Below are 21,764 nucleotides of genomic sequence, written 5' to 3'. Positions count from 1 at the left end.
CCGTTATTAGTTAATGATTAGTTTAAAATTTTTCTTCTGAGAAGACGTTTCCACAACCACAACATAGGTTCCTCCCACCTTAAGTGATTCTTTAAACTCATAGAAAGATTTCCCCGATTCCTTAATTTCTTTAGCCAGTCTTCCGGACATTTCAAAAATTTTAACATTTACATCTTCTGCTTTTGACAGACGGATACGGATCGTAAAGTTTTCTCCTGCATGAATAGGGTTAGGGAAAATTACGATGCTGTTTTCCAAAGGCTGGGTTACTGAAATTTTATTGGTTTTTATACAGCCTCCGGGAGTGGTGGCCGTGATTGTATAGTCTCCGGGTTCATAGATTTTAATTTTTGATCCGGAGCTCGTAAATCCATTATTGGAAGTCCATTGATAAAGGGTTTCTTTATTGCTGATATTTTTAGAAGCATCCAATTCAACAAATCCATTTTGAGGCAGTATATAATTTTCTTCCAAATTCTGATCTATAGCCTTAAAATCAGTAATGTTAAAACTAAAACGGGAGGAAATATTGGTTTTATCCAAAATTTCCAGCGTATAGCTTCCAGGTGTAAGGTTATTAAAATCTACCTTCGGACTTTGTGAGGTTTGATTTTGCACCGGCACGTTATCTTTCGTCAGATTAATTTTAAATGGAGCGGCCCCTCTTTGAATATTGATTTTTAAAGCTCCAAAACTATTTTTACAGTCAGCCTGTATAATTTCTTTTGCCAGTAAGAGTTGTGATCCCAAAGCAAAAGTAAACACATCCGATCCTGAAAAATCCTTATCAAATATTATATTTTCAAAATGAATAAATCCCTTATCGTCCACAGATTCCATAGGATACACTTCAAGGTCAGTGTTGTTGAAATCTCCTTTTCCGGAACGGTCAATAACCAGTAAGACCTTCTTTCCTTCAGGAAGGACAGGAAGGATATCTTTGGTATAAAAAACGACTTCAGTTGGGAAAGAAGTCTCCTTCTCTTCAGATAAACGTATTTTCCATTTCCGTTTTAAAAGTTGCTGTCCGAGTACTTCTTTATCAAATTCTAACGCTTCACCAGTATTTCCCCAGATCAGGAAAGTCTGGTTAGGGAGTTGAGCTGTATTATCTTTATTACTGACCATTAACTCTTGAGCTGCAATAGACAAGCGTTTGTTTTCTGAGGTACTTGTAGACTGCTTCTGATAAAGCCCTGAATATTGATCTATTGCAATACCGGCAACATTCTCCGGATAGTCTGCATAATCTTCTTTTTTCCATATTTTTCTACTTTTGGAACTCAGATATTCAGTCATTGGCATGGTGACACCATATTTTATGGCCAGATAGGAATTCACCCGGTCTCTTTCGTTTTGGGTTAAAATCTTACGGTATATAAAAAATTCAGGTAATTTTCCTTTAAAAGCATTCCCATTTCTGTTTCCTCCATCTTTTCCTATATACAGATTACTTTTTCCTGAGCTTCCCAATACATCGTCTATCCGCTGAGAAGGCACATCAAATTTGGAATACATACTCAGGGAAGTCATGCTGTCCAGTTTTTCAGGCTCTATATAATTGATCTGTTCATTATTATAGCGAAAAACACTGCTTGTACTGTAGTATAGCGCCTTCTCACCGGCAAAGTCTGTTGAAAACAATGCAGTTTCTCTATTTGTATTTTTGTTCTGGTATACCATAAAAAGGGTTACCTTATTCAAGGTTTCCATGACATAAGGAATTTTCAGGAAGTTATTGGTTCCGTCAAAATCCAGTGTTTCGTTATAATTCAGTAAACCATATCCCGGTTTATTCTTTTCTGTATCTGCAGATATAATATGCTGATTGCTGCTATAATCTGTATACAGAAGGGTCGTATTTCTTCCCGTATCAGATTTCAGCCAAAGGCTTACTTCGCCCACTCCACCGGGACTTTGTGAAAATATCAAAGAACTGAACGACACAAAAATGATTCTATATAAATGCTTCATAGCTCCTTTATTTAATGATTATTTTTTTACCTGTTTTTTGAGTTGCCGTTTCCACATACAGAATATATACTCCACCAGGCAGTCCTTTTACATATAGGGTTTTCATAAATCCACCAGCAGGGAAATTCTGAGAACTTTCCTGACGCAGAGCCTCTTTTCCTGAAGCATCGTATAGGGTAAAGGTGACTTTAGAAGAACTTTCAAGGCTGAATTTGACATTGAGTTCATCATGTACCGGATTTGGATAGACGGCCAGTTCATTTCGTTTTTCAGCTTCCGTTTTTTTAGAAAGAGCAGATGTGGCTGCAGCTTTATTAGTTCTTGTCAGTGACTGTGCCTGATACAATAAAGGAAGGTCTACTCCGGCACCACAACTGGGATCGATATAGGCTAAAAATGTGGCTCCCGGCTCTGTTTCAAAACCTATTGTATTATTGCCTCCTGATGCATCAGGTAATAATTCCACAGATTGGGCTGCTTTATAAGTAACATCTGCTGTACTTTTAATCACATTAGACGCTTTGATATTTTTGGCTGTACCTACAAAACTAGGAGCATCTATATTGTCTTTTTCTCTTACCAGTACATAAAGATCATCCGAATAGCAGAAAGAAACCCCGGAAAGTATCAGCGAAAAATTTTGGTTTCCCTGCTGAAGATTTCCTTTATGCCTGATAATTACCTGATATAACCCGTCCGGATGATCAATTTCCACTTTTTCAATATTATCTACGGAATTAACAGAATTTCTTGTAGCTGATGCCGTATAATTTTGGATTCCTCCCAGTTTCCAGGGATAGAAAGTTTGGGTATTTCCGGAATTATCTTTTTTAACAATAATGATATCCAGATCATTAACGAGAGCTGAAGTTTCATCATCCGCATTACTATTTCCTATATTCCCGGCAGGGTCTGTCCATGCCAAAGTAGCTACAAGCGGCTGATTTGCTTTGCCAGCAACTACATACAACCGGTATTCTTTTCCGTTCGCCAGATTTTCTTCTTTCACCAAGGTGCTTTTGTTATTGCTGTAGATCAATTGAGCAGCCCTCTCCGTATTCATCAAACCCCATCCGTAAGCATAGTCGGGGCCAAGCGCTCCTCTATCATTAGCTGTATGGGTAATAATGCCTCTCACAGAAGATGACCACATATAATTAGAATTAAGGGTTTTCCAATATTGCTGTAATAAAGTAACCACTCCCGACACAATAGCTGCCGCTGAGGATGTTCCTTTGTAAACACCATAAGCAGCATTATAAGTTTCTATTGCAGAATATATATCTTCTCCCGGCGCACTGATATCAGGTTTTATCCTGCCATCATCCGTAGGCCCATAGCTGCTGAAAGAAGTTGTAATAAACTGATCATCAGCCTGCATATTTTCATCTTTTTTGACAGCACCTACTACCAAAACATTTTTAGCAATACCAGCTCCTTCCAAGAGATCGTAGCCTCCTTTGGCCTGAGTCTGGGGAACAATATCATAATTGAGGTCACGGGCATTACCCACAGCTTTTACAATTTGAAAGTAAGGATTACCATACATGAGGGCATCCCAATTTTGGGCTGTATTATTGTATTTTCCAAACTGATAGGTCTGTAAATACATAGGATCAAAACCATAGCTGTTATTAGCAACCAGCATCCCGGTCCCAGCCTCTGCTAACATTTCCGAAACATCGTTCACCCAGTCATACGCATTTAAAGAGGCTCCGTAAGCAATTCCCCGCGCACTAGGATTGGAAGTATTGTTTCCGGCAATTGTTCCTGCTATATGGGTACTATGCCGGGAAATAGTTTGGTTCTGGCTTTGAGGATAAGTAATCTTTCCAACCAATAACTGATGACTAAGCCTGGGTTTTGAAAAATCCCATTGTCCGATCAGCATATTCTGCCCGGAAATATCCAATCCTAAACCTCCTCCATTATACATTTTTGCCGTTTTCACCATTTTGGATGCTCCGGCATTAAGAGTCGTATAGTACATGGGCCTTCCTTTCTCATCAGCTCCAATAAGCTGTTTGTAATTATCTTTTTCGATAATAAATTCTTTATAGCCTAAAGCTTTAAACCTTTGAATATGCTCCTTTTGCTTAGCAGATTCAGAAGAAAACCGAATAGCTAATTCTCTCCCAATAGCCTGCTTCTTTATCAGTAGGGTATCAGCTGTTTCCTGTGCTGAAAGATAACAGGAAGATACAAGCCCAACCAAGAGTATTTTATTATGAAATATATTTTTACTCATCTCTATTTGGTTTTATTTTCAAGAGTGGTTATTCTTTGTATCAGGTTATTTATTAAATCCTGCTGTTTTCTGCTTTTTTCTTCTCCATCAATAAGTTTTTTATTCTGTTCAATAGAATACAGAGTCAATTCCTCTATTTTTTCCAATAATTTGGCATCCATTTCTCCGAGATTAATACCATTTTTTACCACATCATCTGCTGAAGGAATATTGGGTAAATGCCCTTTATCCTGAATATGTTTTTCCACTTCAGATAAACCCATCAGTTTATAATCTTTTTTGAATACATAATCTGCCCAGCCGTTAGCCGAAGCGATCTCTACTTTTACTTTCTCTGTTTTTATCCCATCTTTTACAAAAAGTAAATATGAATCACAATCTGCACAGTTAATATTTTTAGTTCCCATCGCTATTTTGCCATTATTAGCAAGATATAATTTGTAATCTCCAAAGCTCGGGGAAGGCCATGGCTTACCAAAACTCAGTCCCCCTATAGAGTTATCCTGTGTTGCTCTTTCAATATATTCAATACTCCATTCTCCCCTATTATACTGCTGATTGGGATTATCATTTGAATCCCCAAATACAATTTTTGGCCCTCCTCCCACAGATGTATCAGTACTATTATATCCACCAGTAAGTCTTATGCTCCCATTATGAATTGAGAGTGTCTCTAATGGGGCACTTGTCCCAATGCCTATTTTTCCAGTTGCATTGATGTGCAAAGCATCTTTATTATTCGTTTTGATCACCAAACTCTGGTTATCAATAGTTCCAATAAAATTCGTTGAAGGATTAGTCCCTGAGTTTCCAGTTATATTCCACGGCTGTGTCTGAGAATAAGTGAATGAAAAGACAAAAGCAGATAGTGTAAGTAGGTATTTTTTCATGATTATTATATTTTTTTTGTAATTATTTTGTAGAAGTTATTCTTTCAGTTCAATACTTAATTTTCTATATTTCTTGTTAAGCTTTTTAATTGATCGTTCCTGTATTTCAATACATATTGCTGCGCAGTCCCGCACTGTTATTTTACTACTCAGGTTACTGTTTACTCACCAGTATAGTGAACTTTAAGTATAGTATCCCGATTATCAGTAATTTCTCATTATGGATAGATAAATCTATTTCCGAATTGCATTTGCCAGGTTATATGGCTGGAAATACTTAAAGATAAGAATGGATAAAAAAGACCTTATTTCTTTTGCCTTTTAAAAGAATAATGGATAAGTAATGTAGCGTTGCCAGATTTTTGCGTTTTTATTGTGTTTTTTGTTTAGAATAAATCTATAATAAACCATAGTTCCCATCCAAATTTACATATTGTATATCTCATTAAATTGATAAATACAATCAGTAAAAACATAAAATATGTGTGTAAAAAAAAGCATTAATAATTTACAAATAATTAAAAATCAAATGATTGTCAACTCAATTCAATTTTGTACTTTTATAAAAATTAATTCATTGCCATGAGAATTTTTCTATCCGTTTTGTTTCTCTCTGCCATTTCTTTTCAGGCCTTTATACGAAGTCCTTTTCAGACTATATATGCTTCAAATAAAAGCATATCCAGCAGCCTTGTAACTCACTTAAAAAGCTCTACACAAGATCAGATAATATGGAATAAGAAATTGGAAAAGGCAAATAAGGAAAACTCGAACTTGCGGCAATTACACACCTGGGAAAAGAGATTATATTCTGTGACTATAGTAACTACACTCATTATACTCGCTGGTCTTATGCATCTGGTCTTTACAACACATATGAAAAAGAAATACTATAAGGGTCTTTATCTTCAGGAAATAAAAAAACAAGAAATACAAAACAGTTTCCACAGACCAGAAACAATCTTACATAGTGAAGAGAATATTTTTGAACTTACAGATATTAATCCTTTAATTGTTGAAAGTATCCTTCACTCTCTTGAAACTTTTGAAAAAGAAAAAAAATATCTGGATAAAAATGCCTCTTTATCCAATTTAGCAAAAGAATGTGCTACCAATACATCCTATATGTCAAAAGTAGTCAATCATTATAAAAAGCAGAATTTTGCTTCATATCTTAATGATTTACGGTTAAATCATGCCACAGAGCTATGGAGAAAAAATCCTAAGCTACGCTATAAAAGTATTCAGGGAATGGCAGATATGACCGGCTTCAATACAGCCCAAAGCTTTTCTAAAAAATTCAATGAAAAATATAAAATATCTCCTACTCATTTTCTAAAAAACCTCAACCAAAATATCAAAAAAAGCTAAAATTGCTAAAGTAAAAAACAGCTAATTCTTTTTTTATTTATATTAGTTCCAAATAATTTAAATTCATTATATCCATTGTCATAAATATTTAATAATTTAGCCTAATATTTTAAACAAATGGGACTATTCCTTAAACCTATTGATGTAGTAGATGACATTTCACAAGAAGATTTCCGTGAAAAGTATCTAAAGCCATGTAAGCCAGTGGTAATCAAGAATATGGCTAAAAAGTGGCCTGCGTATCAAAAATGGACGATGGAGTACATGAAAGAGGTCGTAGGTGATGTGACTGTTCCTTTATATGACAGCGCAAAAGCTGATCCTGCAGCTCCCATCAATACACCCACTACAAAAATGAAATTCGCAGACTATATTGATTTGATTCAAAAGGAGCCTACCGATCTGAGAATTTTCTTTTTTGACCCTATTAAATTTGCGCCCAAATTGCTGGATGATTATATCCCACCTAAGAATCTGATGGGAGGATTTTTGGATAAATATCCAAGTATGTTCTTTGGAGGAAAAGGTTCGGTGACCTTCCTTCATTATGATATTGACATGCCTCATATTTTCCATACTCATTTTAACGGGAGAAAGCATGTTCTTCTTTTTGAATACAAATGGAAAACCCGTTTATATAAGCTCCCTTATGCAACATATGCATTGGAAGATTATGATATTGCCAATCCTGATTTTGAAAAATTTCCGGCGCTGGATGGAATTGAAGGGATAGAATGTTATCTGGAACATGGAGACACTTTATTCATGCCTACCGGTTGGTGGCACTGGATGAAATACCTGGATGGATCTTTCTCCATCTCTCTTCGTGCATGGGACAAAAGCTGGGCTGTAAAAGCACATTCCCTGTGGAATCTGACTGTTCAGCGAAACTTTGATAATTTCATGAAAGGCCGTTATAAAAAAAGATATATGGACTGGAAAGAAAGAAAGGCTGTTGAAAGAGCTCATACAGCATTAAAGAAAGGACTGCCAAAATAAGCAATAAACTCATCAAAAACGGGTTGAAAGAGATTTCTTTCAACCCGTTTTTCTTATCATAGCTGAAAATCTCTTTACTCTTTACTCTTTACTCTTTATTCTTTATTCTTAAATACACTATTTTACTTTTATCCATCATTTCAATTAAAATTTTTAATTAAATTGCATAGACAAATAACTTCTTCATCCTTTATTTGGTCTATATGTTTGAAAAACTTATTGATAGCTTTGAAAAACTCTGCCTTCAGATTATTATAGAAATACTGTTGGTTCCGGTAACTATTTTTAAACTGTTCCAGAAACCCAGCCGTTGTTATGATTTTTCTGTACATGAAATGGAAAAGGAAGAATCAGAACGCTTTCGGGATTATTTATCTCCGATCAAACTTTCAGTATACACCTCTGTCATTATTTCTGTATTATTGATGGATTATGGTGGCGAACAAAATTTTATTTCCAGGATCAAGGAATTAAGCATGGTAGAAAAGGCTTTATTTATATTCCTGATCAACAATTGTACAGCCGTATTATTCAGCGTGATATTATTGTGGTATAAAAAAGAAAAGGTAAATACCGTAACCTTTCGTACGTTGCTGTTTTCTTTCATTTATACAACTGTTTATACTTCTACTCCATTCTTTTTACTCATTCTTTCTGCCATGTTTCTTGGGCAGACCATCAATGTGCAGGCTTATCTCACTCATCTTGAAAAGCTACACACTTACGGGGTAAAAGATGATCTGTTTTTTATTGTTTTATTATTATTTGCAGTCATAGGAATTATTGGGCTTTTTAAATTATTCAAAGCTTTGCATTATATCCTGAAAGAAAATTTTCGGTATCACCCTTATGTAATATGGATCTTTACCCTGCTTTTTTTTCTTATTCAGCTTTATTATGCAAAAGGGTTCATTTAAAGGGAACAAAACCAGGAGAACAGGATAATTAATTCTTTATTTTTCAGTTTTTAATTGATTAAAAAATTGTTTATTATTGCTGAATTTTCACCTGTGTTCTTATAGTTATAATCTCTTCTTCATCCGTTGTAAAGTGTCCTTTAAATTCATTCGGCATTCTTTCGTTCTGTTCATTCACCTGTTTCAGTAATTCATTAAAGCAGGTATAATGATACCTTTCAGCCAGAAATGGTAAAGCATTTTTCCCTTTCAGTAATTCGTACTCCTGATAATTATAAGGAGCTGTTTTTTCACGTTTCATCAGTGTCATTTTAAATTTGGTGATCAATTTTTCAATTTCTTTATCCTCAGAAAATTGAGCCATCCCCTCGTAATGCATGCTTGATTGTTCTATAAATTCTGATCAGATCATCAAAATGTTCAGGGCAAATACTTTTATTATCCAGATTAAAATAATGCACTTCTGAATCTACATACCGCTTATCAGCTTTTTCATTTGACAGAATTTCCGGAAATGTGGTTATTGGGATTAATGATTCTTGTGCAAATTGCAAAAAAATTAATTATAATCTCATGAAAGAATAGAGTTTAAGTTTAGGCTAAAGCCAAACGTATTGTTTTATATGAGAGCGGGCTAAAGCCCGCCCCTATTGATGCTTAACAACAAAATCTTTAATCTTTAATCTTTAATCTTTAATCTTTAATCTTTAATCTTTAATCTTTAATCAATATTGTCACGTTTTGTTCACTAAGTTTGTCTTACAAAGAAATATCATGCAGGAAAATTACAACAGGCTCCTCACCTATGCCTATAATATTACGGGTTCCTATGAGGATTCCCAGGACCTGGTACAGGATGTTATAGAAAAATATATTTCACTGGATAAATCAGAGATCAGGAATGAGACTAATTTCCTGATCAAAAGCACCATTAACCATGCTATAAATTTTAAAAACAGACATAGCAAAAAAATGGTGTATGGAGAATGGCTTCCTGAGCCGCTTTCTTTCGAAAATGCAGAGAATAAACTCATCAAAGAACAGACTGCCCGCTATACCCTGCTTGTTCTGTTAGAAAAACTGAATGCCAGAGAACGTGCAGTCTATATTCTCAAGGAAGCTTTCGATTATTCTCACCAGGAAATTGCAGAGGCTCTTGATATTTCGGTGGAAAATTCCCGTAAACTGCTAAGTCGCGCAGGTAAACAGCTGCAAAATATAAAATATACTCCCGATTCCATCAGTATTTCTCCTGAAATGGACATTCTTCAACAATATCAGCAAGCATTAAGCGAAGGAAATGTACCCAAAATTGAAGAACTTCTTATCGATGATATCAGGCTTTCTGCGGATGGTGGAAAACGGGTTCGTGTGATCAAAGCTGTAGAAGTTGGGAAATCTGCTACTGCCCAGCTTCTGGCCTACGTACAGCAGCAGTTTCTAGGCAACAGACCTTATACCTTCCATATTTTTAATCATCAGCCTGCTATTTGTTTCTGGCAGGGAGATCGTATTTACAACTGTCATATTTTAGATATTGATCCTCAGGGGTTAATCCGAGAAATCTATTCTATTGTAGACCCTGAAAAATTAAAAAGATTGTAATAAGTGTCACGTTTGGGAAAAGCAATGTGTCTTTTAAAGAAAAAAGTATGAACACATTACTCAGAATCGACAGCAGTCTTAGAACTGAAGGCTCCTATTCAAGAACCTTAGGTGATTATTTTATTCAGCAATGGCAGACAAAAAACCAGGAAGGGATTATTATTGAAAGAGATGTTAGCAGACAGCTTATGCCTCATATTACCCAGGAGACGATCCATGCATTTTTCAGTGAGATTCCCGATGAGAGGGATACTCATTTATCTGATCAGCTCATCAGTGAACTGTACCAAAGTAATGAAATTCTCATCACCTGCCCGATGTACAACTATGGAATACCATCTTCTTTGAAAGCCTATTTTGACCTGGTGATCAGAACAAAAAAAACATTTACTGGCAGTACTATCCCAAAAGGATTACTTAAAAATAAAAAAGCTTACATTATTTCTTCAATGGGAGGAATTAGTACTGAAACATTGAATCCATTGGAAAACCATCTTACTCAGCTTTTAAGTCTTATGGGAATCACTGAAATCTCTTACTTTCCGCTGGATGGTACAGTAGATCAATCCAGCATCAGCGAAAAAATATGCATACAACAATCGGAAATTTTAAAACAACTCAATTAATAATGGAACAGATACAACAAACCATTGAAAGATTCATTAAAGGTGGCGACAACAGTGACACAGCAATTTTAGAAGAAATTCTTCACAAAGATTATCAGAATATTCAGGACGGTTTCTTTGACAGACCTGGGATTTTCGTTATTCCAAAAGAAGAATATATCGGCCTGGTACGGGAAAAGGTTTTTGGTGGAAAGCCTCGTGAAATTTCTTACCATTTCATAGAGCACAACAATAATATTGCTTACGCTAAGGTTTCTCTGGAAAGCTCTGTATTAAGGTTTTCTTCTCTCATCACCTGTGTACAGGAAAATGGGAAATGGCAGGTGATAACCAATATGCCTTCCATAGAAAGCAAATAGAAGGTAGTCTCAGAAACCCTTCTCTCTATGCAATATTTTGTTTAAATGGAAATGTACTAACAAACAATATAAGGTTATTCCAAAGTAGTATAAAGCAGAAAATCAGCATATCAATTAAAATCAAGCGGGGATAATTTTATAAATTTACGATACAAAATGAGTAGAAGTAATTCTATGTAACCATTAATCTGCACCACATGCAAAAAACAAACGAAATACATAACAGGTCGCAACAGCACGATAGATGGGCATACAATTCAACTCAACAGAAATCCCCTATCCGTCTGATGATATTCAACAAAAGCTTCTTCAACCCCGTAAGTTGTCGTCTTATTTTATTGTACTGATTGAAAGCGGTTCGATCGACTATACATTGGATCTGCAGGACATTAGCCTCTCTGAAGGACAATTGCTATTTGCAATGCCTAACCAGATTTTCACACCACCCCATAAAGCAGATAATCTTACCTATTATAAGGTAATATTTGATGAAAATACTTTGGCATTGCTTCCGCAACAATTTTCTTTTTTAGTTAATCCTTTAAACACGCAAAAAATAAGACTTAATGAGGCAGCCAGGCAGCGCGTACAAAAAGTTTTTGAAATTTTAAACCAACTCCTTCAAACTGACAAAAACCAATCAGATACAGAAATAATATTAGCTTATTTGAACTCATTATTAGCAGAATTAAATAGTGCCTATTTTAAAAATAAAGAGCCTGCAAATATTTTAAACCCCAACTTGTCAAAATTTATTGAGTTTAAATTAGCCGTAGAAGCCCATCTCACCGAGCAGCCTTCTATCCATACGATTGCAGAAAAACTAGCCCTGACCACCAACAGTTTATACCGAATTGTAAAAGAATATTCTGGCGTCTCACCTAAGAATTTTTTCACCAGCCGTTTAATGATAGAAGCACAGCGAAAACTGCATTATTCAAATCTTTCTGTAAAAGAACTGGCTTACGAATTAGGATTTAATGATGCTGACTATTTCTCTAAGTTTTTTAAAAAATGTACAGGAAAAAGCGTGACTGAGTTTTTAGAAAACACCCAGGATTTGTCTGGTAAATAAAGTGATTTGTCCATCTCCCTTCTCCTGTAGTCTTATACATTTGTTGTATTAATTTTAGAACAAAGAAATGAAATCAGCATTAGTAACAGGAGCTAACAAAAGTATTGGCTTTGAAGTAACAAGGCAGCTTGCCCAAAAAGGAATTTATGTTTACCTCGGCAGTCGTAACCTACAAAACGGCAGGGAAGCCGTCGATACACTGAAAGCAGAGGGGCTAAACAATATAGAAGCTATTCAGCTTGACATTACGGATGACGAATCGGTAAAAAATGCCCGTTTGGAAATAGGAAAAAAAACAAAAGTACTGGACATACTTATTAATAATGCGGGTATTTATGGAGGTTATCCACAAACTGCACTCGACGCAACCATTGACCAGTTTAAAGCAACTTATGATGCGAATGTTTATGGTGTAATAAGAGTTACCCAGGCATTTATTGATTTACTGAAAAAGTCGGAAGAACCCCGTATTGTAAATGTAAGTTCAAGCCAGGGTTCAATTACTCTGCATAGCGACCCAACATATAAATACTATGACAACAAAGGCGTTGTATATCTTTCTTCAAAATCAGCCATGAATATGTTTACCGTTGTTTTGGCTTATGAGTTAAAAGATACCGCTTTCAAAATAAATGCTGTTTGCCCCGGATATACTAAAACAGATTTCAACGGTCATCGTGGGCCGGGCAGTCTCGAAGATGCCGGAAAACGGATTGTAAAATATGCTTTACTGGGCAAAGACGGGGCCACAGGCAAATTCTTTAGTGAAGAAAACAATCCTGAAACCGGTGAGATACCTTGGTAAAACCAATACAATAGGTTGGATGACAATTTCTTATAAGAGTACTCCTATCCTGAGGGAGTATATATTTCTTGTACCGGAAATAGTATATTGAAATTCGGAAAAATTTCTTTGCAGTACTATTCTTTTGTTTTGTTATCACATTCACATTTCTTTACAAATGTTATCGTTCAGCAAAGAATGCCGGATGTAATTTTGTTTCAAATAATAAAATTATGAAACATTTTATACAACAGGTTTTCAGTGAGGTGCTGGAAAACCCTGTATTTGATCAGACAGCAATCGAAAAGTACTTTTCCAAGCAATATGTTCAGTTTGTAGATCATACCCAGCTGAATTATGACGAATTCATCCTGCATATAAAAAAGCTTAAGGAAAAAGTAGCTGAACAAAAGCTCGAAATTATTAATTATGCTGAAAATGGGAATACTATTTTTACCAAGCATATCGCAACATCTGTTTTAAAAGATGGAAGTACCGTTCTGCATAAGGTATTGGCAGAATTTACCATTCAGGATGGTAAAATTATACAATGTGATGAATTGACTTTCTTACTGGAGGGAAATCATACGGCAAAGGGGTTAGGATCTGAAACCTAGAAAAATAGGAAGCTTCACGTTTCCTATATTAACAAATCTTAAAACAATCTTAATTTTCACTTCAACACTTTTTCCAAACAGACGTTTAAATTTGTTTCGATTTTTAATCTAATAAAAGAAAGTGAAGAAAATTTTTACATCCGTTTTGTTTTGTGCTTCTATTTTTTTCTATGCACAAACCGGTTCTCTTTCCGGAAACATTAATGACGACGCTAAGATTGCATTACCGGGAGCCAAAATATCCTTAAATCCCGGAAATATCTATACAACTTCTGATGAGCATGGAAATTTTGTCTTCCTTAATGTTCCTCCGGGCACCTATACCATGAAGATTGATTACCTGGGATATGGAGTACATGATTATAATGTAACCGTTGAACCTGAAAAAAACACCCGTCAAAATATTGTTTTTGATAAAAAAGAAAACTCTATTGCAGAAATTGTGGTTTCAGGAGCTACTTTAAAAAACCAGGCAAGAGCCCTAAACAAGCAAAAAAACAATGCCAATATCACCAATGTGATTTCCTCCGACCAGATTGGACGTTTTCCTGATGCCAATATTGGAGATGCATTAAAACGTGTTCCGGGGGTTACTATCCAGAATGATCAAGGTGAAGCAAGAAATCTTATTATCAGAGGTCTTGCCCCAAATCTTAATTCTGTTACCCTAAACGGAGACAGAATTCCTTCTGCTGAAGGTGACAACCGTAATGTACAGATGGACCTGATTCCTTCGGATATGATCTCTACCATTGAGGTTAATAAAACCTTAACTCCTGATATGGATGCTGATGCTATCGGAGGTTCTGTAAACCTTATCACTAGGGCTTCCCCTAACGGACAGAGAATTTCAGCAACCCTGGCCGGAGGATATAGTCCGATTCGCGAAAAAGGCAATTATACAGCAGGATTCGTATATGGAAACAGGTTTTTAAACAAAAAGCTGGGTGCTGTACTCAGTTTTTCCTATAACAACAATAATTTCGGCTCAGATAATATAGAACCCGTATGGAGCCTGGCTAATGACGCTGCCCAAACAGCCTATATCAGCAAAATGGGTGTACGTTACTATAACGAGCACCGCATCAGGCATAGTTTTGATCTTAATATGGATTATGAATTCGATTCAAAAAATAAGATTTATGCCTCAGCAATGTACAACTTCAGGAATGATAAAGAAACCCGCTATGCACTGGGATATAAAATAAAGCCTGTGTATAATGCTGATGAAACAGAAATCACAGACTGGAAAGGCAGCATTACCAGACAGAATAAGGGTGGCGATGCAGGCAATGATAACACCCGTTTAGAAAAACAAAAAGTTCAGAATTATGCCTTACGGGGTGAGCATTTGCTCGGATCTAAAGTAGATCTTGACTGGTCGATGAATTATGCCATAGCCAGTGAAGATAAACCTCATCAGCGCTATATAGAATTTGAAAACAGCAAAATGAACTTCTCTCAGAATCTCAGTGATCCTGAAAACCCGGTTATCACCCCTCTGGCCGCTGATAATTTAGGAAGCTATAAATTAAGTGATCTTTCGGATGCCAACAGCTTTACCCAGGAGAAGGAGTTTGGGGCAAAAGTGAATGTACGTTTTCCTTTTTCTGTCATTGAAGATCAGAAAGGAAGACTTCGTACAGGTTTCCGTATGCGTCTGAAGGAAAAAGAAAGGGAAAATGACTTTTATGCTTTTCAACCGATCAGCAATATGGGAAGCCTTCTTTCCGTACCTACAGTATATCTTGATGGGCATAACTTCCAAGCGGGAAATTATATTCCGGGTACATTTGTTGATCCGGCATATCTGGGAAGCTTAGATTTATTTAACCCTGCTTTGTTCAATGGAAAATCTAAGCCTGAAAAATTCCTTTCAAGCAATTATACAGCAAAAGAGCAGATCTATGCAGGGTATATCCGTTGGGATCAGGATTTCAATGATCAACTTTCCATGATTGTTGGGGCACGTGTGGAAACAACAAAGATTGATTACACCGGGAATTACGTTATGAATGAAAAAGACCTGCTAGGGCAAATCAATAACACCAATACTTACACCAATGTTCTTCCCAACCTTTCTTTCAAGTATGTTCCCGTACAGGATCTTGTACTTCGCGCTGCATTTACTACAGCACTTGCCCGTCCGAACTATTACTCATTAGTCCCTTACCTGAACGTGATCTCTGAAGATGAAATCGTGGCAGCCGGAAACCCCAATCTGAAAGCCACTTACGCCTATAATTTTGATTTTATGGCGGAAAAGTATTTTAAGTCTGTAGGGATTCTTTCAGGAGGAATTTTTTATAAGAACCTTAATGATTTTATTTACACATACTCCAAAAGAAATTATACGGCTGGTGACTTCGCCGCCGACTTTGCAGGGCAATCCAACCCTATTCCTTCCGGTGAAAGCAACTGGAAATTTACCCAACAACGCAATGGTGATAATGTAGATATTTACGGATTTGAAGTCGCATTGCAAAGACAGCTTGATTTTATTCCGGGAGCATTCTGGAAAGGTCTTGGAGTGTATGTTAACTATACTTACACGAAATCGAAGGCAAAAGGCATTACTAATGAAGACGGTATAGAAAGAACGGATGTAGGACTTCCCGGAGCGGCACCCCATATGTTCAACGGCTCTCTTTCATGGGAAAACAAGCATTTTTCAGCCAGAGTTTCTGTGAATTATGCTTCTCATTATATTGATGAGCTGGGAGGAAAAGCTTTTGATGACCGGTATTATGACAAACAGTTTTTTCTGGATGCCAACGCTTCCTATAAAATTACCAGCCAGCTGAGAATTTTTGCTGAAGCCAATAATCTGACCAATCAGCCGTTAAGATATTATCAGGGAATCCAGAGCAGGACGGCTCAGGCAGAATATTACAGACCCAGATTTACCATGGGGGTAAAATTTGATTTTTAAAACAGTCATGAAGAAAATAAAATATTGTATCATTGCTCTTTCAGCTTTTCCTTTTGTGATCAGCTGTACAGGGCAAAAAGAATTAGGAGAAAAACTTAAACCAAGCGTTATTACTGAAACTGTAGCTCATGATACTGATGATCCAGCCATATGGATCCATCCTGACGATGCTTCAAAAAGTATCATCATCGGAACAGATAAAGATACTGATGGCGGATTGTATGCCTTCGATCTTAACGGTAAAATAATTCATAAAGTTTCAGGGCTTAAACGCCCTAATAATGTAGATATTGAATACGGTTTTACTGTAAATGGTAAAAAAACGGACATTGCAGCGGTTACAGAAAGAGAAACCAATAAGGTAAAACTGTATAGCCTTCCTGATCTGAAAGAAGTTGGAGAAATTTCTGTATTTGAAGGAGAAACAGAGCGCGGCCCAATGGGTGTTTCCATGTATAAAAACCCGGAAACAGGGGATATATTCGTTGTTGTCGGAAGAAAATCAGGTCCGAAAGAAGGTTATCTCTGGCAATATAAACTTTCTGAGAAAAACGGAACCATCACAGGTGAGGTAGTCCGGAAATTTGGGAAATACAGCGGTTTAAAGGAAATTGAGAGCATTGCTGTAGATGATGAAAAAGGCTATATCTATTATTCTGACGAGCAGTTTGGAGTACACCAATATTATGCAGATCCGGCAAAAGGGAATGATGAATTATTGGTTTTTGGAAAAGGAGATTTCACCTCTGATGTAGAGGGAATTTCCATCTATCCTACGTCCCCACAGAACGGATATATTTTGGTTTCCAATCAGCAGAAAGACACATTTAATGTCTACCTCAGAGAAGATCCTGCAAAGGGAAAAATTGCTGAGATTCCTGTTTCTACCAGTGAAAGTGACGGTTCTGAAGTGACAAATATTAATCTGGGACCTAAGTTTCCAAAAGGAGTATTTGTTGCTATGAGCAATGGCCGGGTATTTCACTTCTATGACTGGAGAATGGTTGAAGAAAGAATCAAAACGGCTATCAAAACCGCAGATCAATCCAAGTAAATAGGTTTAAACCATTAGCTTTAATGGTGGCAGTAAGAATATTAGAACGATTTAAAAATATAATATTCTTACTGTCTTATTATTTTTAACCGTTTATTTTTATCCCTGAATATGTTTCCTCAAAAATTCGGCAGTATAGGATGTTTTATTTTTCAACAGTCCTTCCGGAGTTCCTTCAAACATAATTTCACCTCCAAATTTACCGGCCCCCGGACCTATATCTATAATCCAATCTCCCTGGGCAATAATATCTAAATTATGTTCTATAACAATTAATGTATTTTTTTTATCCGTAAGAGTATTTAGAAAGGATAATAATTTGCGCGTATCACTGGGATGCAGACCTGTGCTTGGCTCATCCATAACAATAGTCCGGTTACCGTGTTTCAGTTCTTTGGTGAGTTTCAGGCGTTGTCTTTCACCTCCTGAGAAACTGTCTAACCGCTGCCCTAGCGTCAGGTAATCCAGTCCTAATTTTATCAGTACCTCAAAATGTTTAATGACAGATTCATCGGCAAAAAAGGATATGGCCTCGGAAACGGTCATATTCATGACTTCTACTATTGTTTTTTGATTGTAGTGATATTGAAGGACCTTAGGATCAAATCCTGAACCGCCACATTCTTCACAGGGCTGTTCAATATTGTCCATAAATGCAAGATCTATTTTTTCGATACCCAACCCTCTACAGTTTTTACAGGCTCCTTCACTGTTTCTGCTAAACAGCTTCTCTGAAACGTGGCTGGCATGAGCAAAAAGCTGACGTACTGTATCCGATATATTTAAATAAGTAAGCAGGTTGGAACGGACACTGGCTGCAAATAAAGATTGGTCTATAATCGTTACATCAGGATAGAAATCCGGTAATACTCTATTGATCAAAGTGCTTTTACCTGAACCTGCCACTCCCGTTACCACAGTCATCACCTCTGTCGGAATACTGACATTTATATTTTTAAGATTGTACAGCCGGGCATTCCTGATCTTCAAATAGTCCTTTGGTTTTCTTGGATGTAGGTTAATGACCGGCTTTTCTGCAAAGTAAGATCCCGTTTTGCCTGCAGATTGCTTTAGCTCATTAAAAGTTCCTTCATACACCACATTACCACCGTTTTTTCCGGATCCTGGACCCATATCAATCACCCAGTCTGCCATTTTAATAATATCAGGGTCATGCTCTACAATTAAAACGGAATTTCCTTTATCTCTGATCTGCTCAATAATACGGATAATGTTCTGTAAGTCCTTCGGATGAAGACCAATGCTCGGTTCATCAAAAATATAAAGCAAATCAACAAGGCTGTTCCCAAGGTTTCTCACCATTTTTATCCGTTGAGATTCTCCTCCGGAAAGCGTTTGTGTAGTCCGGTCCAATGTAAGGTATTGTAATCCAATATTGATTATATTTTGGAGTTTTGCGGAAAGTTCCTTAATGATGACGTCATACGTTTTTGATTCCAGCGAATTAATAAATTCAAACAATTCATCCATTGAAAGGGCGGTACAATCCGCAATATTTTTCCCTTCGATGGTACAGGACAGTATTTTGTCATTAAGCCGTTTTCCCTTACAGGATGGACAGGTCTTTGTTGTGACAACATTTTTCAATGCATCTTTTCTCGTTATATTTTCTTTTGAATCTTTTTTCAGGAATGCTTTTTCTATTCTTGGAATAATCCCTTCATATTTTACCGTTTTTCCCCATTCTTTATGAGGATGTTTAGGCTTATGCTCTTCTGCATAAAGCAATATTTCCCATTCTTCGTCAGTAAAATCTTTCAGTTTTTTATCATTATCAAAATAACCGGATAAGGTATATCTTGTCAGACGCCAGCCTCCCGGCTGAAAGGTCGGAAATCTGACAGCCCCTTCATGTAAAGATTTGTTCTTATCAATCAGAGTAGTAATATTCAAGGCCTGGATAAATCCCAATCCTTCACATTCCGGGCACATTCCCTGTGGATTATTAAATGAGAAAACATTGGAATAGCCTACAAAAGGCTGCCCCATTCTGGAAAACAACAGCCTCAGGGAAGCATACACATCGGTAGCCGTCCCTACGGTAGATCTTGCATTGCCCCCCAGTCTTTTCTGATTGATAATGATGGGAACATTCAGGTTTTCAATTTTATCCACATCCGGGATTCCATAATGCTGTAAGCGGTTTCTGACAAAACTATTCTGGGTTTCATTAATCTGACGCTGGGCTTCAGCTCCAATGGTTTCAAATACCAGAGAAGATTTTCCGGAACCCGATACTCCCGTAAAAACAACCATTTTATTTTTTGGAATTTTTATGGAAATATTTTTGAGATTATTTTGCCTCGCATTTGTAATTTCTATATTTTCCATGGTATAATGATTACCTTTGTTAATAGTTAACTAAGTTAAGCATATTTCTCATGAAAGCTATTGAAAAAGAGTTTTTTAACACATTTACTGATTTTCAGTGTCTTATTCTTGCCCACATGAACAGAGGGGACATCAATGGAGTAACCGCAGCTCATTATAATATTATGGAGTTTATTTTGAGGAAAGAAGGTGCTACAGGAAGGGAGGTATCCACTGCTTTTAATATAAGCCAGGCAGCCATTTCAAAGCAATTAAAATTTTTGATTGATCATGATTTTATTATCCAGAAACAGAATGAAACCGACCGCCGGAAATTTAATCTTTCGGTAACGGAAAAAGGGCGTTTTATCATTGATAATTCAGAAACATTCCGGGAAAATATCACCCGGCAGACTGCTGCCATATTAACCTCTAAAGAGTTAAAGAGTTTTACTGATCTGCTGGGCAAGGTTTTAAAGCATCTCAAGCTTTAAATTAACCAAATGCCATTTTAAACACAACTTCTTTTCCCTCTTAAAATAATCAATTTTCATTTCAAAACTTTGCGTTAAAGCATATTATTTATTGAAAGAAGTCTTATGTCAGCTCATTTTTTTAACGCAAAGATTTAATAACTTTGAGGAAGCAAAGATGGAATCAACTTCCTTGATTCTTTAAGCGTATGCATAGCCATGCAGCTTCATCATCGACAAAGTCGATTTTCTTTGCCTCTTAAAATAATCAGCTCTCATATAAAAACTTTGCGTTAAAGATTTTATTGTTACAGCAGGCATTACACTAGATTATTTTTTAACGTAGAGATTATCTTAGTATAACGTTATATAAGGCTTCAGTTCTCTTACTTATATGTTCCAAACAGTCTGTCCCAGATAGAGGTATAAAAACCAAAATTTTTACTTTCATCCAAATGGTGCTGGTTATGAAATCTGGTGGTTCCTATCCAATATCTGTCAAACTTTGCAGGAAAAAATTCCCTGTTCAAATGCCCTATCGTTCCCCAAATAAGATTGAGTAGTAGATAAATAGAAATGGAAACAACAGAAAAAGGATAACAAATCAACAAAATAAGCATCATCATTCCAAAGCCAATCGTTTCTAACGGATGGAGTACAAAAAGACTTAAGTAATTGGTGCTTATATGCTCATGATGTTTACCATGCAGCAGTTTATATACAAAGGGTAGATGAGCGGCATAATGAAAAAAATACATCAGCAGATCCATTACAAGAAGTAAAGCAACGACCTCTGATACTATCCCAACCGCCGATTCTTTATTTCCGACTTCAATCCATCCTTTTTTCCATAAAAATACCCCCAGTAAAAGTACAAGACAGTTGCAGGCAATTGTCAAAATACTAAGATAAAAATCGGATGCCGTAATGGGATGATTTTTTTCCTGAAGTCTGCTTTTAGGACATGTTTTCTCTATAAAAAGATAGAGTCCAATAGAAAACAGATATAGGAAAACATTAATAATAAGGCTGAATACGATCCATTCCAGCCATGAAAAATGCCAAAATATCTGTAAATAGCCGGAAAGTTCAGTCGTATTAAAATTCATAAATATACCCTCTGTCATCTTGATTGTATAAATGTATGAATTTCGCAAGAAAGACCACAGAAAGCAGATCAAAAATAATGGCTACCTCCTATTCAGTATTATTTCTGTCTTGCCTTTCTTTTGAGTTCCCGGAACCTTATGGTCAGTCTTTTTCTCAGGTTCTCATGATACTCCCTGTAGTTTTTTATACTCTTCTCAAGGTTCTTTTTATTGGATAAATAATCTTCATACAGGTTTCCTAATTCTGAAATTTGCAGAGCAATGTCAGAAGACCGGGATTCAGGATCTTCCAAAGCTTCTAATAAAAGACGGTAATTTTCGATACGGCTGGTGAGGCTTGTATGAAGTTGTGGTTCTATTCCCTGCATGATATTAATTTTTTATCTTATTATTTTTTAAT

General features: G+C 36.3%; 19 protein-coding genes. 12 read left to right on the top strand and 7 right to left on the bottom strand.

The window, feature by feature from the left end:
- Nucleotides 1-6 precede the first annotated feature (6 nt).
- The 3 genes from LQV47_RS15795 to LQV47_RS15785 are packed head-to-tail and all read right to left on the bottom strand — an operon-like array spanning nucleotide 7 to nucleotide 5,112.
- The gene (locus tag LQV47_RS15795; protein ID WP_230038511.1) at nucleotides 7-1,974 is read right to left on the bottom strand and encodes a T9SS type A sorting domain-containing protein; all 1,968 of its coding nucleotides are present in this window, start codon (nucleotides 1,972-1,974) and stop codon (nucleotides 7-9) included.
- 7 nt (nucleotides 1,975-1,981) lie between these two features.
- Nucleotides 1,982-4,222 carry a S8 family serine peptidase gene (locus tag LQV47_RS15790; RefSeq protein WP_230038509.1) on the bottom strand — a complete coding sequence of 747 codons (2,241 nt, stop codon included), beginning with the start codon at nucleotides 4,220-4,222 and terminating at the stop codon, nucleotides 1,982-1,984.
- A gap of 2 nt (nucleotides 4,223-4,224) precedes the next feature.
- On the bottom strand, nucleotides 4,225-5,112 hold the full coding sequence (locus tag LQV47_RS15785) for a hypothetical protein (RefSeq protein WP_230038507.1): 888 nt from the start codon (nucleotides 5,110-5,112) through the stop codon (nucleotides 4,225-4,227).
- A gap of 876 nt (nucleotides 5,113-5,988) precedes the next feature.
- Between LQV47_RS15785 and LQV47_RS15780 the strand changes: the two genes are divergently transcribed.
- From LQV47_RS15780 to LQV47_RS15770, 3 genes are all read left to right on the top strand, one after another.
- Nucleotides 5,989-6,483 (top strand): helix-turn-helix domain-containing protein, encoded by a 495-nt coding sequence (locus LQV47_RS15780; RefSeq protein ID WP_230038505.1) that lies wholly within the window; start codon nucleotides 5,989-5,991, stop codon nucleotides 6,481-6,483.
- Between the two features lie 117 nt (nucleotides 6,484-6,600).
- A complete protein-coding gene (locus LQV47_RS15775; RefSeq protein WP_230038503.1) occupies nucleotides 6,601-7,482 on the top strand; it encodes a cupin-like domain-containing protein in 882 nt (293 codons plus the stop codon).
- Nucleotides 7,483-7,685: 203 nt separating this feature from the next.
- Complete coding sequence (locus tag LQV47_RS15770) at nucleotides 7,686-8,399, top strand: hypothetical protein (RefSeq protein ID WP_230038501.1); 714 nt, start codon at nucleotides 7,686-7,688, stop codon at nucleotides 8,397-8,399.
- Nucleotides 8,400-8,472: 73 nt separating this feature from the next.
- Here the strand turns inward: LQV47_RS15770 and LQV47_RS15765 are convergent, their stop codons facing one another.
- Entirely contained in the window at nucleotides 8,473-8,778 is a 306-nt protein-coding gene (locus LQV47_RS15765) for a hypothetical protein (RefSeq protein ID WP_230038499.1), read from the bottom strand.
- A 395-nt stretch (nucleotides 8,779-9,173) separates the two neighbouring features.
- Between LQV47_RS15765 and LQV47_RS15760 the strand changes: the two genes are divergently transcribed.
- From LQV47_RS15760 to LQV47_RS15725, 8 genes are all read left to right on the top strand, one after another.
- Nucleotides 9,174-10,004 (top strand): sigma-70 family RNA polymerase sigma factor, encoded by an 831-nt coding sequence (locus LQV47_RS15760; RefSeq protein WP_230038497.1) that lies wholly within the window; start codon nucleotides 9,174-9,176, stop codon nucleotides 10,002-10,004.
- A gap of 47 nt (nucleotides 10,005-10,051) precedes the next feature.
- Nucleotides 10,052-10,630 (top strand): NAD(P)H-dependent oxidoreductase, encoded by a 579-nt coding sequence (locus LQV47_RS15755; protein WP_230038495.1) that lies wholly within the window; start codon nucleotides 10,052-10,054, stop codon nucleotides 10,628-10,630.
- A 2-nt stretch (nucleotides 10,631-10,632) separates the two neighbouring features.
- Entirely contained in the window at nucleotides 10,633-10,989 is a 357-nt protein-coding gene (locus LQV47_RS15750; protein WP_230038493.1) for a nuclear transport factor 2 family protein, read from the top strand.
- A gap of 373 nt (nucleotides 10,990-11,362) precedes the next feature.
- Complete coding sequence (locus tag LQV47_RS15745) at nucleotides 11,363-12,064, top strand: helix-turn-helix domain-containing protein (protein WP_230038491.1); 702 nt, start codon at nucleotides 11,363-11,365, stop codon at nucleotides 12,062-12,064.
- A 67-nt stretch (nucleotides 12,065-12,131) separates the two neighbouring features.
- Nucleotides 12,132-12,869, top strand: a complete 738-nt coding sequence (locus tag LQV47_RS15740; RefSeq protein ID WP_230038489.1) for an SDR family oxidoreductase — start codon at nucleotides 12,132-12,134, stop codon at nucleotides 12,867-12,869.
- A gap of 212 nt (nucleotides 12,870-13,081) precedes the next feature.
- Nucleotides 13,082-13,465, top strand: coding sequence for a hypothetical protein (locus LQV47_RS15735; protein WP_230038488.1), 384 nt, complete (start codon nucleotides 13,082-13,084; stop codon nucleotides 13,463-13,465).
- 121 nt (nucleotides 13,466-13,586) lie between these two features.
- Entirely contained in the window at nucleotides 13,587-16,397 is a 2,811-nt protein-coding gene (locus LQV47_RS15730; RefSeq protein ID WP_230038486.1) for a TonB-dependent receptor, read from the top strand.
- A gap of 7 nt (nucleotides 16,398-16,404) precedes the next feature.
- Nucleotides 16,405-17,451 carry a phytase gene (locus LQV47_RS15725; protein WP_230038484.1) on the top strand — a complete coding sequence of 349 codons (1,047 nt, stop codon included), beginning with the start codon at nucleotides 16,405-16,407 and terminating at the stop codon, nucleotides 17,449-17,451.
- 99 nt (nucleotides 17,452-17,550) lie between these two features.
- Here the strand turns inward: LQV47_RS15725 and LQV47_RS15720 are convergent, their stop codons facing one another.
- Nucleotides 17,551-19,803, bottom strand: coding sequence for an excinuclease ABC subunit UvrA (locus LQV47_RS15720; RefSeq protein ID WP_230038482.1), 2,253 nt, complete (start codon nucleotides 19,801-19,803; stop codon nucleotides 17,551-17,553).
- A gap of 50 nt (nucleotides 19,804-19,853) precedes the next feature.
- Here LQV47_RS15720 and LQV47_RS15715 point away from each other — a divergent pair, with 50 nt between their 5' ends.
- Nucleotides 19,854-20,276 (top strand): MarR family transcriptional regulator, encoded by a 423-nt coding sequence (locus LQV47_RS15715; RefSeq protein ID WP_230038480.1) that lies wholly within the window; start codon nucleotides 19,854-19,856, stop codon nucleotides 20,274-20,276.
- A gap of 365 nt (nucleotides 20,277-20,641) precedes the next feature.
- Here the strand turns inward: LQV47_RS15715 and LQV47_RS15710 are convergent, their stop codons facing one another.
- Together LQV47_RS15710 and LQV47_RS15705 are read right to left on the bottom strand one after the other, a co-directional pair.
- Nucleotides 20,642-21,364, bottom strand: coding sequence for a sterol desaturase family protein (locus LQV47_RS15710; RefSeq protein ID WP_230038478.1), 723 nt, complete (start codon nucleotides 21,362-21,364; stop codon nucleotides 20,642-20,644).
- 98 nt (nucleotides 21,365-21,462) lie between these two features.
- Entirely contained in the window at nucleotides 21,463-21,732 is a 270-nt protein-coding gene (locus LQV47_RS15705) for a hypothetical protein (RefSeq protein ID WP_047490568.1), read from the bottom strand.
- Between the last annotated feature and the right edge of the window lie 32 nt (nucleotides 21,733-21,764).

The organism is Chryseobacterium sp. Bi04 (assembly GCF_918698085.1).
Classification (GTDB): domain Bacteria; phylum Bacteroidota; class Bacteroidia; order Flavobacteriales; family Weeksellaceae; genus Chryseobacterium.
This window is presented reverse-complemented; position numbering and strand designations above follow the sequence as displayed.